General features: G+C 56.4%; 12 protein-coding genes. 5 read left to right on the top strand and 7 right to left on the bottom strand.

Annotated features, from left to right (window positions below; genetic code table 11):
• Positions 1–6 precede the first annotated feature (6 nt).
• On the bottom strand, positions 7–1,716 hold the full coding sequence (araB, locus tag PGS10_RS20085) for a ribulokinase (protein WP_316423386.1): 1,710 nt from the start codon (positions 1,714–1,716) through the stop codon (positions 7–9).
• Positions 1,717–2,052: 336 nt separating this feature from the next.
• Between araB and araC the strand changes: the two genes are divergently transcribed.
• Both araC and PGS10_RS20075 read left to right on the top strand, forming a co-directional pair.
• On the top strand, positions 2,053–2,898 hold the full coding sequence (araC, locus tag PGS10_RS20080; RefSeq protein ID WP_316423385.1) for an arabinose operon transcriptional regulator AraC: 846 nt from the start codon (positions 2,053–2,055) through the stop codon (positions 2,896–2,898).
• Positions 2,899–3,026: 128 nt separating this feature from the next.
• The gene (locus PGS10_RS20075) at positions 3,027–3,794 is read left to right on the top strand and encodes a DedA family protein (RefSeq protein WP_316423384.1); all 768 of its coding nucleotides are present in this window, start codon (positions 3,027–3,029) and stop codon (positions 3,792–3,794) included.
• Here PGS10_RS20075 and thiQ read toward each other — a convergent pair.
• From thiQ to sgrR, 4 genes are all read right to left on the bottom strand, one after another.
• Entirely contained in the window at positions 3,781–4,482 is a 702-nt protein-coding gene (gene thiQ / locus PGS10_RS20070; RefSeq protein ID WP_047078145.1) for a thiamine ABC transporter ATP-binding protein ThiQ, read from the bottom strand. The two genes, PGS10_RS20075 and thiQ, sit on opposite strands and share 14 nt — an antisense overlap.
• Entirely contained in the window at positions 4,466–6,076 is a 1,611-nt protein-coding gene (thiP, locus tag PGS10_RS20065; protein ID WP_316423383.1) for a thiamine/thiamine pyrophosphate ABC transporter permease ThiP, read from the bottom strand. The genes thiQ and thiP overlap by 17 nt, the downstream gene beginning before the upstream one ends.
• Positions 6,052–7,035 carry a thiamine ABC transporter substrate binding subunit gene (thiB, locus tag PGS10_RS20060; RefSeq protein ID WP_316423382.1) on the bottom strand — a complete coding sequence of 328 codons (984 nt, stop codon included), beginning with the start codon at positions 7,033–7,035 and terminating at the stop codon, positions 6,052–6,054. Before thiB ends, thiP begins: the two co-directional genes overlap by 25 nt.
• A gap of 288 nt (positions 7,036–7,323) precedes the next feature.
• Entirely contained in the window at positions 7,324–8,979 is a 1,656-nt protein-coding gene (sgrR, locus tag PGS10_RS20055) for an HTH-type transcriptional regulator SgrR (protein WP_047042714.1), read from the bottom strand.
• An 87-nt stretch (positions 8,980–9,066) separates the two neighbouring features.
• Between sgrR and sgrT the strand changes: the two genes are divergently transcribed.
• Positions 9,067–9,219, top strand: a complete 153-nt coding sequence (sgrT, locus tag PGS10_RS20050; RefSeq protein WP_015704385.1) for a glucose uptake inhibitor SgrT — start codon at positions 9,067–9,069, stop codon at positions 9,217–9,219.
• A gap of 163 nt (positions 9,220–9,382) precedes the next feature.
• Entirely contained in the window at positions 9,383–10,567 is a 1,185-nt protein-coding gene (locus tag PGS10_RS20045; protein WP_047078144.1) for a sugar efflux transporter, read from the top strand.
• Between the two features lie 45 nt (positions 10,568–10,612).
• Here the strand turns inward: PGS10_RS20045 and PGS10_RS20040 are convergent, their stop codons facing one another.
• Positions 10,613–11,923: an MFS transporter gene (locus PGS10_RS20040; RefSeq protein ID WP_047042710.1), complete on the bottom strand. Its 1,311-nt coding sequence runs from the start codon at positions 11,921–11,923 to the stop codon at positions 10,613–10,615.
• A gap of 230 nt (positions 11,924–12,153) precedes the next feature.
• On the opposite strand from PGS10_RS20040, the gene PGS10_RS20035 reads away from it, so the two are divergent.
• Positions 12,154–13,050: a LysR family transcriptional regulator gene (locus PGS10_RS20035; RefSeq protein WP_045389984.1), complete on the top strand. Its 897-nt coding sequence runs from the start codon at positions 12,154–12,156 to the stop codon at positions 13,048–13,050.
• A gap of 37 nt (positions 13,051–13,087) precedes the next feature.
• Here the strand turns inward: PGS10_RS20035 and aroD are convergent, their stop codons facing one another.
• Complete coding sequence (gene aroD / locus PGS10_RS20030; protein ID WP_045389987.1) at positions 13,088–13,843, bottom strand: type I 3-dehydroquinate dehydratase; 756 nt, start codon at positions 13,841–13,843, stop codon at positions 13,088–13,090.
• Positions 13,844–13,848: the final 5 nt, after the last annotated feature.

Here is a 13,848-nt window from a genome sequence, read left to right as displayed (position 1 = left end):
GTATCCTTAATGGGTGAGCGCTGCCTGAGATTGCGGGTCGTTTTCCGCCTTTGCAGCCGAAGGGAGATAGTGTTGTTCCGCGCTGGCCGACCACTGCTGGTAGCGCTGATACAGTTGTTCGAAACGTTGCGCCTGCTGCGCGCGCGGCTGCAGGGTGTTTTCCACCTCGCTTGCCATGTTGCGTTGCGCGGCAGGGATATCCGGATAGACGCCAGCGGCGACGGCGGCGAAGATGGCGGCGCCCAACGCGCAGCACTGATCGGAGGCGACAATCTGCAGCGGGCGGTTCAGGACGTCGCAGCAGGCCTGCATGATGACCTGGTTCTTACGCGCAATGCCGCCGAGCGCCATCACGTTATTGACCGGAATGCCCTGATCGGTGAAGCACTCCATAATGGCGCGGGCGCCGAAGGCGGTGGCGGCAATGAGCCCGCCAAACAGCGCCGGGGCGTCGGTGGCCAGATTTAAATCGGTAATAACGCCTTTCAGCCGCTGGTTGGCGTTCGGCGTGCGGCGGCCGTTGAACCAGTCCAGCACCACCGGCAGGTGATCGAGGGACGGATTGTTGGCCCAGGCTTCGGTGAGCGCAGGCAGCAGCTGTTTTTGACTGGCTTTGATTGGCTCGCGCAATTCAGGGTGCTGTTGGGCCAGCTGTTCCAGCGGCCAGCCGAGGATACGGCCAAACCAGGCATAGATATCGCCGAAGGCGGACTGACCGGCCTCCATACCGATGAAATCCGGCACCACGCTGCCGTCCACCTGGCCGCAGATACCTTTCACCGTGCGGTTGCCCACGCTCTGTTTATCGGCGATCAGGATGTCGCAGGTGGAGGTGCCGATAACTTTAACCAATGCGTTAGGCTGTGCGCCGGCGCCGACCGCGCCCATATGGCAATCGAAGGCGCCGCCGGAAATCACCACTGTCTCCGGCAGGCCGAGGCGCTGCGCCCATTCGGCGGTCAGGTTGCCGACGGGGAGATCCGCAGTCCAGGTGTCGCGGAATAGCGGCCAGGCAAGGTGGCGGTTGATAATCGGGTCGAGTTCGTCGAAGAAGCTGGCGGGCGGCAGTCCGCCCCAGCTCTCGTGCCACAACGATTTGTGCCCGGCGCTGCAGCGACCGCGGCGGATATCCTGCGGGCGGGTGGTGCCGGAAAGCAGGGCGGGCACCCAGTCACAAAGCTCAATCCACGATGCCGCGGCCTGCGCGACGGCGCTATCTTCGCGAGTGACGTGGAGGATCTTGGCCCAGAACCATTCGCTGGAGTAGATGCCGCCGATATAGCGCGAGTAATCTTCTTTACCCGGCGTGTGGCACAGGCGGGTGATGGCTTCCGCCTCTTCCACCGCGGTATGGTCTTTCCACAGTACGAACATGGCGTTCGGGTTGTCGGCGAACTCTTCGCGCAGCGCCAGCACGTTACCGTCAGCATCAATCGGCGCCGGGGTTGAACCGGTGCTGTCGACGCCGATACCGACCACCATCGCTCGTTGTTCTGCGCTTAATGCCGCCAGGACGCTTTTCAGCGCCGATTCCATCGATTCAATATAATCGCGCGGGTGATGGCGGAAGCGGTTATTCGGCCCATCGCAGAACAGCCCTTCCTGCCAGCGTGGATACCACTCTACGCTCGCGGCCAGCTCCGCGCCGGTAGCGCATTCCACCGCCAGCGCGCGTACTGAGTCACTACCAAAATCGAGGCCAATCGCAATTGCCATCTTGTTACTCCATGCTGAAATCATTCATGCAGCAACAGTAGATATCCCCGGCCAAATCCGTCAGGCCGTATTCGCTAATCTTATGGACTATATTGCTGTCACCTCGCAAAGTGTGACGCCGTGCAAATATTCGATGTGGACTTTCCTGCCGTATTTATAGACACTTTTGTTATGCGCTGGATCAACGCGAAATGCGTGCTGGTAGCGCTTTTTTCGCTCACCGTGCGGGTTTTTGTCTAAATTCCCACCGGTATCGCAGTCGCAACGGCGCGGATGGCGATAAAATGATGAATATGGACAATTGGTGTCAAAAATACCTCGTGGAGAACGACGCTTATGGCCGAAACGCAAAACGATCCGCTGCTGCCGGGCTATTCCTTTAACGCTCATCTGGTCACCGGCCTGACGCCGATTGAGGCGCAGGGTTATCTCGATTTCTTTATCGACCGCCCGCTGGGCATGAAAGGCTATATTCTCAACCTGACGATCCGCGGCGAGGGGGTGATTAACAACCACGACGAACAGTTCGTTTGTCGCCCCGGCGATATGCTGCTGTTTCCGCCGGGGGAGATTCATCACTATGGCCGCCATCCCGACGCCAGCGAGTGGTATCACCAGTGGGTCTATTTCCGTCCGCGCGCCTACTGGCACGAATGGCTCAACTGGCCGACGATCTTCGCCCAGACCGGTTTCTTCCGCCCGGATGAACAGTGGCAGGCGCGGTTTGGCGAGCTCTTCGGGCAGATTGTCGATGCCGGTCAGGGGGCGGGACGTTATTCCGAACTGTTGGCGATTAACCTGCTGGAACAGTTGCTACTGCGGCGCATGGAGGCGATTAACGAATCGCTGCATCCGCCGCTGGATAACCGGGTGCGCGATGCCTGCCAGTACATCAGCGACCATCTGGCGGACAGCCATTTTGATATCGCCAGCGTCGCTCAACATGTCTGCCTGTCGCCTTCGCGTCTGTCGCACCTGTTTCGCCAGCAGTTGGGGATAAGCGTACTTGGCTGGCGGGAAGATCAGCGAATTAGCCAGGCCAAACTGCTGTTGAGTACCACCCGGATGCCAATTGCCAGCGTCGGCCGCAACGTTGGCTTCGAAGATCAGCTCTATTTTTCGCGGGTCTTTAAAAAATGTACCGGGGCCAGCCCCAGTGAATTTCGCGCAGGATGTGAATAAAAAGTAAAGAAAGTGAAATGATGACCCGCTTAAATGTCACAGCCAGTAAACTATTAAGACAATTGGTGGCTTGACGACGACGTGACGGCTCCGGAGAATCCGGGCTTCGTTTTTTAACCGGGTACATTATGCAGGCATTGCTGGAACACTTTATCACCCAATCCACGGTCTACTCGTTGATAGCCGTGATGCTGGTGGCATTTCTTGAGTCGCTGGCGCTGGTGGGGCTTATTTTACCCGGCACGGTCATGATGGCTGGCCTGGGGGCGCTCATCGGCAGCGGCGAAGTTAACTTCTGGCAGGCGTGGCTGGCGGGGATTGTCGGCTGCCTGTTGGGAGACTGGATCTCATTCTGGCTCGGCTGGCGCTTTAAAAAGCCGTTACACCGCTGGTCGTTTATGAAAAAAAATCGCGCGCTGCTGGAGAAAACCGAACACGCGCTGCACCAGCACAGCATGGTGACGATTCTGATTGGCCGCTTTGTCGGGCCGACGCGGCCATTGGTGCCAATGGTCGCCGGGATGCTCGACCTGCCGGTGGCGAAGTTCGTGCTGCCGAATATTATTGGCTGCCTGCTCTGGCCACCGCTCTATTTCCTCCCCGGTATTCTGGCGGGGGCGGCGATTGATATTCCTGCCGATGAAAACAGCGCCAGCTTCAAATGGCTGCTGCTGGGCGCGGCGCTGCTGGCGTGGCTGGCGGGCTGGCTGTGCTGGCGGCTGTGGCGGAGCGCGAAAACCTCCGGCGATCGCCTGACCCGTTGGTTACCGCGCGGACGCCTGCTGTGGCTGGCGTCGTTGATGGCGGCGCTGGCGGTAGCGGCGCTAACATTTGTTTTCTGCCATCCCCTGATGCCGGTCTACCTTGAGATCCTGCATAAGGTCATTTCGCGCTAATTCCCAACAGCGCCGAGGCGCTGCTGTTGCCGCTCAACAGATCGTCAGTGGCGCCGTCCCAGGCAATGCGCCCTTCGGCCACTACGATGGAACGAGGCGCAATGCGCGCCGCATCCTCCACGCTGTGCGATACCATCAACAGCGTCAACTGTTGCCGCTGACAGACATCGGCGACCAGCGTCAGCATCTCCTGACGCAGCGCCGGATCGAGCGCCGAGAAGGGTTCATCAAGCAGCAGCACCGGCTGTTGGCGTATCAGACAGCGGGCCAGCGCCGCTCGCTGCCGCTGACCGCCGGAAAGCTCGCCCGGTAGACGATCCAGCAGCGTATCCATTCCCATCTGCCCGGCTATCGCCGTGACCTGCGCGTGCTGCTCGCGGTTCAGCTTCAGGCCGGGGTGGATGCCGAGGCCAATATTCTGCCGGACGGTGAGATGGTTAAACAGGTTGTTCTCCTGAAACAGCATGGAAACCGGACGCTGCGCCGGCGGCGTGGCGTTATGCTTCTCGCCGTCGATCAGCAGGCTGCCGCTGGCCGGCGGCAGAAAACCGGCGATCAGATTCAGCAGCGTGCTTTTGCCGGCGCCGCTGGGACCGAGCACGGCGATGCGTTCTCCGCGCTCGACGCTGAGCGTAAAGCGCATCGGCAAATGCTGATACAGCCAGGTGACATCATTGAGTTTTAGCATCGCGTCCCGGTAGTTTCTCGATCAAAGTAAAAAGGATAAAGCACAGCAACAGTAGCAGGAGCGCGGTGACCGCGCCGTCCTGGCTGCGGTAGGAGCCTATTTGTTGATACAAATAGAAAGGCAGCGTGCGGAAGGATTCATTGCCGAACAGCGCCACCACGCCGAAGTCGCCGATAGACAGCACGCAGGCGAAAGCCAAAGCCTGCGCCAGCGGCCGTTTCAGCGCCCGTAGCTCCACTACCCGCAGCCGGTTAAAACCTTGTAGCCCCAACGACTGACACAAAGCGCCATAGCGGGCGGCAATATCGCGCATCGGGTTTTCCAGCACCTTCAGGGCATAGGGGATTGCCATCAGCGCGTTGGTAAAGATGACGATGCCGTCGGCGGATTCCGGCAGGCCGACGCTGTTATTGAGCAGCAGGAAAAATCCGGTTGCCAGCACAATCCCCGGCATAGCGAGGATGAGCATGCCGCTGAGCTCCAGCGTCTGCCCGGCCAGCGGCAGATTGCGGGCCCGCAGTTCGCGGCTGCTCCATAGCAGCATCATGGTCAGGATAACGCTAAGCAGACCGGCGGCGAGGGCGATACGCAGTGAGGTCCACAGCGCCTGCCATAGCGCGGCTTGGCCGAGCACCTTCGGCAGATTGACGTTGAGGCCATCGACGATTACCGCTAACAGCGGCGGCAGCAACAACAATAGAGCAAGCGCGATCAGCGCGAAATCGCACAGGCGGCTATGCAGACGGTCATCGGGGTCGCGCCAGCCCTGCAGTTGGTTGGCGCCGATCGCCACGGCTTTGCTCAGGCGCTGGCTCAGCAGCACCAGCCCAAGACAGCAGACCATTTGAATAATCGCTAATAGCGCCGCCCGCGCCGGGTCGTAATCAAAGCTTAGCGCCTGATAGATAGCCAGCTCAATGGTGGTGGCCCGCGGCCCGCCGCCAAGTGACAGCACGGTGGCGAAGCTTGCGAAGCACAACATAAAAATCAGCGTAGCCACCGGCAGGATCTGCCGACGCAGCCACGGCCATTCCACCAGCCGGAAGAAGACGAAACCGCGCATGCCGAGCTGTGCGGCGATCTGCCGCTGTTCGCCGGGAATGTTTTCCAGCGCCTGCAGCAGCAGGCGGGTCGCCATCGGCATATTAAAAAACACATGGGCCAACAGGATGCCCTGTAAGCCGTATGGCGAGAAATCCCATTGCCAGCCGAGGGCGTGGAACAGCGCGGCGAGCCACCCCTGGCGGCCATAGACGCTGAGGATGCCGAACACCGCCACCAGTACCGGCAGGATTAACGTCATCGCGCACAGGCGCAGCAACAGCGTGCGCCCCGGAAAGCGGCGGCGATACAGGGCGCGGGCGAGGAATATCGCCGGCACCACCGAAAATAGCGCCGACAAAAAAGCCTGCCAGAAAGAGAAACGAACGACGTGCCAGAGATAGCTATCGCTGAGGATCGTCTGCCAGGGGGCCTGCGGCGCTTCCAGCCACAGCGCCAGAAACGCCGCCAGCGCCACGATGACCAGTAAGCAGGCCGCCGCGGTGCCGGGGATCAGCCAGCCGAAACTTAGCGGCTGACGGCGCGTTGCCATGAACCGATCCAGTTTTGACGTTCAGCGGCGACCTGCTGCGGGGGGAACTGCAGCGTGGTTTGCGGTTTGGTTAGCGTGTTGAAGCCGGCCGGCAGCGCCACCTGAGTTACCGGGTACATCCAGTTGCCGGTGGGGATCGCGTTCTGGAAGCCAGGCGAGACCATAAATTTCAGGAACTTCTCCGCCAGTTCCGGCTGCTTGCTGGCGGCGGTACGCGCGGCGACTTCAACCTGCAGATAGTGGCCTTCGGTAAAGTCCGCCGCGGCGTAATTATCTTTTTTCTCTTCGATGAGGTGATAAGCCGGCGAGGTGGTATAGCTCAACACCAGGTCGCTTTCGCCTTTCAGGAACAGGCCGTAGGCTTCGCTCCAGCCCTTGGTGACGGTGACGGTTTTGGCCGCCAGCTTCTGCCAGGCTTCCGGCGCCTTATCGCCATACACCTTTTGCATCCACAGCAGCAGGCCGAGCCCCGGCGTACTGGTGCGCGGGTCTTCATAAATCACGCGCCATTTCTGCGGGCTCTCGACCAGCTCTTTCAGGCTTTTCGGCGGGTTTTTCAGCTTGTTTTTGTCATACACGAAGGCGAAGTAGCCGTAGTCGTAAGGCACGAAGGTGTCGTTATCCCAGCCGCCAGGTACGGTGACCGCGCTGCCCGGAACGCCGCTTTTGGCAAACAGTTTGCTCTGCGCCGCGGCTGCCAGCAGATTGTTATCAAGGCCGAGCACGACATCAGCTTTGCTGTTTTTGCCTTCCATTCGCAACCGGTTAAGCAGCGATACGCCATCTTCGAGGGCGACGTATTTCAGCTCGCAGCCGCAGTCGGCCTCGAAGGCTTTTTTCACCGCCGGGCCAGGACCCCAATCGGCGGAGAACGAATCGTAGGTGTAAACGGTGAGGACCGGTTTAGCAAAGACCGGGGCGGCGACCAGCGCCAGCAGGGGAAGCAGTTTTTTCAACACTTTGCACCTCAGTATATGGGGAGGCAAAGGATTTTGAGTAGGCCTCAAATCCCTTCGCCGGCGTTATCCGGATCAGGTTCGACGGGTATTTTCTCAGCCCATACGCTTCATCCTTCAAGCCGCATCTGCGTTAGCTTCGCGCGTTCACCCCAGTCACATAGTTATCTATGCTCCAGGGGATTCACCCGCTTGCTGCCTTGATGCAACTTGAATGATATTGCGTATGTTTATTAGCACCCCGTTGAGAACGGCGATAGTGTAATGATTTTGTTAGTTGACGCAAAGCATTCAGGGCTCCGGCGGGGCGAACCAGGCCGATTTAAAGTCAAACCAGCCGAGGGTGTTCATGCGCACGCCGCGCATACTGCGCTGGCCCTGAATCATCAGCCAGTGGTGGATCAGCGGGACAATATGCTGCTTCTCCAGCAGTTGCTGGCTCCAGGTCGCCGGGTTGAACTCCCCTGCGCGCCAGCGGTTGGCGTCTGCCTCCCAGTCGATGGGAATGCAGTGATGCATCAGCGGCACTTCATATAAATAGGCGAACAGGGAAAAATCGATCGGCAACGTGAAATTGACGCTGTTGAGCCAGATATCGCTCACCGTTTCGCCGCGATGCCAGTCATCGTACTCCAGCTCCTGAATGTTCAGCTTTACCTGATGTTCCGCCAGCAGCGCCCGCATGATCCCGCCAATGACCCGATGTTCCACATGATCGCGGTAGTAGGTGAGGGTGACTGACTCGAGGCCGGCTGGTTTTTCACAGGCATGGCTGCGGGCGTGGTGCCAGCGCGGCAGCAGACCGTAGGCCGGAAACCAGTTGCCTTGATAGTGTTCGCCGGCGTGATACAGCAGGTTGGCGGGCTGGAACAGATAACTTAACCAGCGGCGCACGTCATCATTACCGCCCAGCGGGCTGCGGCTATCAAAGAGCAGGTAATAGCACCCCTCTTCCAGGCGGCTCTCTACGGCTTTTTCGCTTTCGGTATTCCCCTGCAGGGTTAAACCGCCGTTGGGTTCTTCGCTAATTTCCGGTAGCACCCAGACGTTAACCTCATCGATTAGCGCCCGGTAGCCGAAGTATTCTTCGAAGGCATGGATTTTCAACTGATTTTGATTATTGCGCGCGACCGCGTAAGGGCCGGTACCGATGGGCATACTGGAAAAATTATCCATCGTGCGCCATTCCTGCGGCAGCACCATTGCCGGGACCTGCCCTAACAGCCAGGGCAGCCAGCGGTCCGGCTGGCTGAGGTGAATATCCAGCGTCCAGGCGGTCGGCGAGACGATGCGCTCAATATGGGAAAATAGCGGCAGTTCGCTGCTGCGCTGTAGCGAAGAGATAACGTCGGCCATCTCCAGCTCGCGGCCATGATGGAAATGAATGCCGGGACGCAGGAAAAAGCGCCAGTGATTAGGCGAAATTTGTTGCCAGTGGTGGGCAATATCGGCCTCCAGTTCCCCATTTTCCTCATTTACCCGCGTCAAAGCGCTAAAAATTTGCCGCGCGATATGGGTCTCCGAACGGCGCAACGCGCTGCCGGGCAGCAGATTTTTCATCGGCCGATAGTAGAGCACGCGCAGGATGTGGCGCCCCTGGCGGAAGCTGCGTCCCAGATGGGAGATCAACATTTGCCTGACCGCCGTTTTATCACCTACCAGTTGTACCAGCTGATCGATGCGATCCTGCTCCAGCAGATCTTCGGCGCGCTGCTGCTGTAGCGCCAGACCGGTATAAAGGAAGGTCAACCTGGAGCGCTTGCCACGCCCGGCTTCAGATTCCCACGCCAGCCAGCCGCGCGCTTCCATCAGATTGAGCAAGGTGCGCATATGGCGGCGCGAACAGCTGAGCATTTCCGCCAGTTCGTTGAGGGTGGTCTGCTGCGACCTGCCATCGCAGCATTGCCACAGGCGGATGAACTGTTGTTGCAGACGGCTGGAAGGCATAAAAGAGGAACTCCTGACGAAAACTCAGCAATTTATGAGTTCCTATATTAAGCCAATAATGAACCTCGATGAAGTAAGGAGATGAATATGACGAGGTCAACCACTAAGCAGTTCTATCAACGGTACTTTTCTGCGACGCAGGGCGCGTCCTGGCTGGCCCGCCAGTTAGCAGGAAGGCAGCAGAAAATGCTGGAGGAATTGATGCAGTGGGGAGTTACGTCGCCGACCTCCGATCGTTGACTTGCCGACATCATGTGTGACTGAGTATTGGTGTTATACTCGCCGTCTTTCAGGCTGCAAGCGCATTGGCTGCAACTCGAAATCCACAGAGTATAGAATCACCCGCCAGCAGATTGCTTCTGCTGGCTTTTTTCGTTTACTTCGCGTGTGTTAAGGATATTTCATGCTGTGGTTGATGACGATGGGGCGACGGTTAAACGGCGTCTACGCCGCCTTTATGCTGGTGGCTTTTATGATGGGCGTGGCCGGGGCGCTGCAGGCGCCGACGCTCAGTCTATTTCTTAGTCGTGAAGTCGGCGCGCAGCCGTTCTGGGTCGGCCTGTTTTATACGGTGAATGCGATTGCCGGTATCCTGGTGAGCCTGGCGCTGGCCAAACGATCCGATAGCCGCGGCGATCGTCGGCGGTTAATTATGTTCTGCTGCCTGATGGCGGTGGGTAACGCGCTGCTATTCGCTTTCAACCGCCATTATCTGACGCTTATCACCTGTGGCGTGATGCTGGCGTCGGTCGCCAATGCGGCAATGCCGCAGCTGTTTGCTCTTGCCCGCGAATACGCTGATAGCTCTGCTCGCGAAGTGGTGATGTTCAGCTCGGTGATGCGCGCCCAGCTGTCGCTGGCGTGGGTCATTGGCCCGCCGCTGGCTTTTATGCTGGCGTTAAATTATGGCTTTACGACCATGTTTTCCATCGCCGCCGGGATTTTTGTCATCAGCCTGGCGCTGATTGCCTTTAAGCTGCCTTCGGTGGCGCGAGTGACGCAACTGCAGGAAGGCAGCAGCCTGCCGGAACTGGAAGGCGGCTGGCGCGATAAAAACGTCCGCATGCTATTTATCGCCTCAACGCTGATGTGGACCTGCAACACCATGTATATCATCGATATGCCGTTGTGGATCAGTAGCGATCTTGGCCTGCCGGATAGCCTGGCGGGGATACTGATGGGCACGGCCGCCGGTCTTGAAATTCCGGCGATGATCCTGGCCGGCTACTACGTTAAGCGTTGGGGTAAACGCAAAATGATGGCGGCGGCAGTCGCCGCCGGCGTGTTGTTCTATGTGGGGCTGATTATGTTCCATGGCCGCACGGCGCTGCTGGCGCTGCAGCTATTCAACGCCATCTTTATTGGTATCATCGCGGGGATCGGCATGTTGTGGTTCCAGGACCTGATGCCGGGGCGCGCCGGGGCGGCGACCACGCTGTTTACCAACAGTATCTCCACCGGGGTTATTCTGGCCGGGGTGATTCAGGGGGCGCTGTCGCAAAGCTATGGTCACGCCAGCGTCTACTGGACAATCGCGGCGATTTCGCTGCTGACGCTGTTTTTGACCAGCCGGGTGAAAGATATTTAAGTCAATCTTCCGCGCCGGCCATGCTGGCCCGGCGCGGAGAGAGCGTTACTTCAGTACGATTCGCTTGATGTCGCCGATGATAAAGATGTAGGCAATCACCCCGATCAGGGCGGTCACTCCAACGTAAATGAGGGCGTAAAAGAAGTTACCGGTGGCTGATATAATCACGCCAATGATGAGTGGCGCGATAATTGATGCCAGGTTGGCGCAGAAATTAAATATACCGCCGGTCAACCCAGCCATATTATCCGGGGCAATATCAGATATTAACGTCCAGCCCAGACCAACCATTCCCTGACCAAAGAAAGCGATCGACATAATAATAATTACCGTCGAATTCGCGCTCACCCAATTGGCGGCGATAATGCAACTGGAAAGCAATAATCCAGAAATTATTGGAAGTTTTCGGCTTATATTGGCTGAGCCCGTACGCTTAAGTAGCCTATCGGAAAGCCAGCCGCCGAAGATGATGCCAACCGCGGCGGCCAGGAATGGCCAGGTGGCGAAAAAGCCCACGTGAAGCCACGGCAAGTGGCGTTCGTTGGCCAGATAAGTCGGGAACCAGGTAAGGAAAAAGACCAGCGTAGTGTTACCAGCAAACTGCCCCAGACTGGCGCCGATAATTTGCCGACAGCAGAGTAATCGTTTGGCATCACGCCAGTTAAATGGAATATTTTCACTCTTATTGGCAACCTGGTCGGCGCCAATATAATCCAGTTCTGCTTTATTTGCCGTTTTCGATTCATGCGGCTCATGATAAAAACGCCACCATACGAAAGTGAATAAAATTCCTAGCCCGCCGGTTAGAAAAAATAAGGTGCGCCAGCCATGATGTTCCAGGATTAAAAATAACAATGGCGAGAAGGCGGCTAACCCAATATATTCGCCTACTGTATAGGTAGCGGTGGCTCTGGCCCGTTCATGCTGGGGGAACCATTTGCTGACGATGCGGCTATTGGCCGGAAAGCAGGGTGCCTCGCTGACGCCTAGCCCCAGACGCAGAAGGAGCAATGATTTCAGCCCCAGCGAGAAGCTTTGCAGCAGGGTAAACAGCGACCAAAAGAAGATGGACAGGGCGTAGGTCAATTTATTACCGAAACGGTCTAAAAACATGCCGCCAGGAATTTGCGCCAGCGCATAAGTCCAGGCAAAAGCGGAAAAAACAATGCCCATCATCGCCGGGTCGATATGGATTTCAGTGGTTAATTTTGGAGCAACGATTCCAAGAATGGTACGATCGAGATAATTAATCATCGTACCCAGCGATAAGAGCGATAAAATAAAAATACGCGTTCTGCTTCTTTTTAGCGCGCCGGGCGATGACGCCAGGCTACCCTGAGAGTCAGGTATACACATATAGATTTCCTTTAAAGTTTAAAATATTTTTGCATGTATTAATGCATGCAGAAATACTCTAATGATTCATAGACTGTGTCTATGAATGGCAACGCCTTGTTACGCACAAAAGAAAATATCAAATAATATTTGATGGGAATCTGATATTGGCTCGTTGTAGCGTATTATCCACCTGCCGCATGGTATATTAGGCGCAGTGGTTTTATTCTTATATTATACGGACAAAAATAATGAACCTGAAGCAACTTTATTATTTTAAGCGATTGAGCGAGACGGAACATTACACCGAGGCGGCATCCAGCCTGTTCATCACTCAACCCTCGTTAAGCCACGCCATATCTGAGCTGGAGAAGGAGTTGGGTGTGGCGCTGTTCGCCAGAAAAGGCCGCAACGTCAAAATTACGCAAAGCGGTAAACGTTTTTTACCCTATGTGGAAGATGCGCTCGCTTCTTTAGAGAATGGGCGCCTGACGCTGCAAAACAATGATAGTGAAAAGAAAGAGAATATTCGTATCGCCTTTATTTATACGATGGGTGAATTTGTTGTTCCGCAGTTAATTAATAAATACACTAATTCACCATCCAGTCACAAGGTGACTTTTTCCTTCACGCAAGGCACTTCACTTTCGTTATTACAAGCATTAAAGGCAGGAAAAACCGATCTGGCGATTTGCTCATATATTGCCGATGAACCAGACATCGATTTTATTCCCATCATTCAGCAGGAGCTGGTGGTGGTGACGGCGAAAGATCACCCGCTTGCCCGATTGTATGAAAATGAGGTCGATTTGGTTGAGACGATTCACTATCCCTATATCTACTTCTCAGAAAACAGCGGTCTGCGGCCTTTTATTGATAATGTCTTCATGCAGCAAAAACTGGTGCCGGATATCGCCTGCTACGTCGATGAAGATACCGCGATGGCGGGGTTAGTTAGCATCGATTATGGCATTGCGATTATGCCGAGGATCTCCGCGCTGGCAAATTATAACGTGCACATTCTGAAAATAAAAAATGAGATTCCCCCTCGTTATATCTACCTGGCAACGATGAAGGAAAGGGTACTTTCCTCAGCGATTCAATCATTTAAAAACGTCATTATTAATGATAGCCAGAGAATCAACTGAGTAAGCGCCCGGAGACTGGCTCCGGGCGGCATGGTTATCAGGACAGTATGTCCATCAGCTCACGCAGCTTTGCAATGGCAATCTGGCCCGGCGCGGAGGCCTGGCCGACGGTGCCAAAGGTCATCGCTGAACCGAACAAGCGACCGGTTACCCGGCTCACGCCGCCGGATTTGCCCATCGACATGGTGATCAGCGGGCGCGTCGCATATTTCTCTTTCATGGTCAGCGTGGCGGAAAGCAGAGTGAGTACGTCCTGAGGCGACTGCGGCATCACCGCGATCTTCGGCAGATCGGCACCCAGATCCTGCATTCGACGCAGGCGATAGATAATATCTTCCTGTGCCGGCGTTTTATGGAAATCATGGTTGCTCATGATCACTTTTACGCCGGCCTGATGGGCGTCGTTCACCAGCGCGCGAATTTGCGCTTCATCGTTAAACAGCTCGATGTCGATAACATCGGCGAATCCGCTTAGCGCCGCCTGGCGGTTAAGTTCAAAGTACGCTTCGTCACTGATTTCCGTTTCGCCGCCTTCTTTCTTACTGCGGAAGGTGAACAGCAGCGGCAGAGCTTTCAGCGTATGGCGGATTTCCGCCAGCGCGGCCAGCACCTGGGGGATTTCCCGGACGTGGGTAAAATGGTCAACGCGCCATTCGATAATATCAGCGCCGGCGTCAACCAGGCCCTGAGCATTAGTCAGCAGCTCATCCAGCGTTTTTCCGATCAGCGGTACGCAAATTAAGGTTTCGCCTTCCTTGAAGGTGATGTTCTTTACGGTTACTGCAGTTGTCATGTAGG

Origin of the sequence: Klebsiella sp. 141153 (assembly GCF_032601995.1) — a bacterium.
GTDB classification, from domain to species: domain Bacteria; phylum Pseudomonadota; class Gammaproteobacteria; order Enterobacterales; family Enterobacteriaceae; genus Klebsiella; species Klebsiella aerogenes.
Note: the sequence above shows the minus strand (reverse complement) of the source record. Positions and strands in the feature narration are given on the sequence as shown.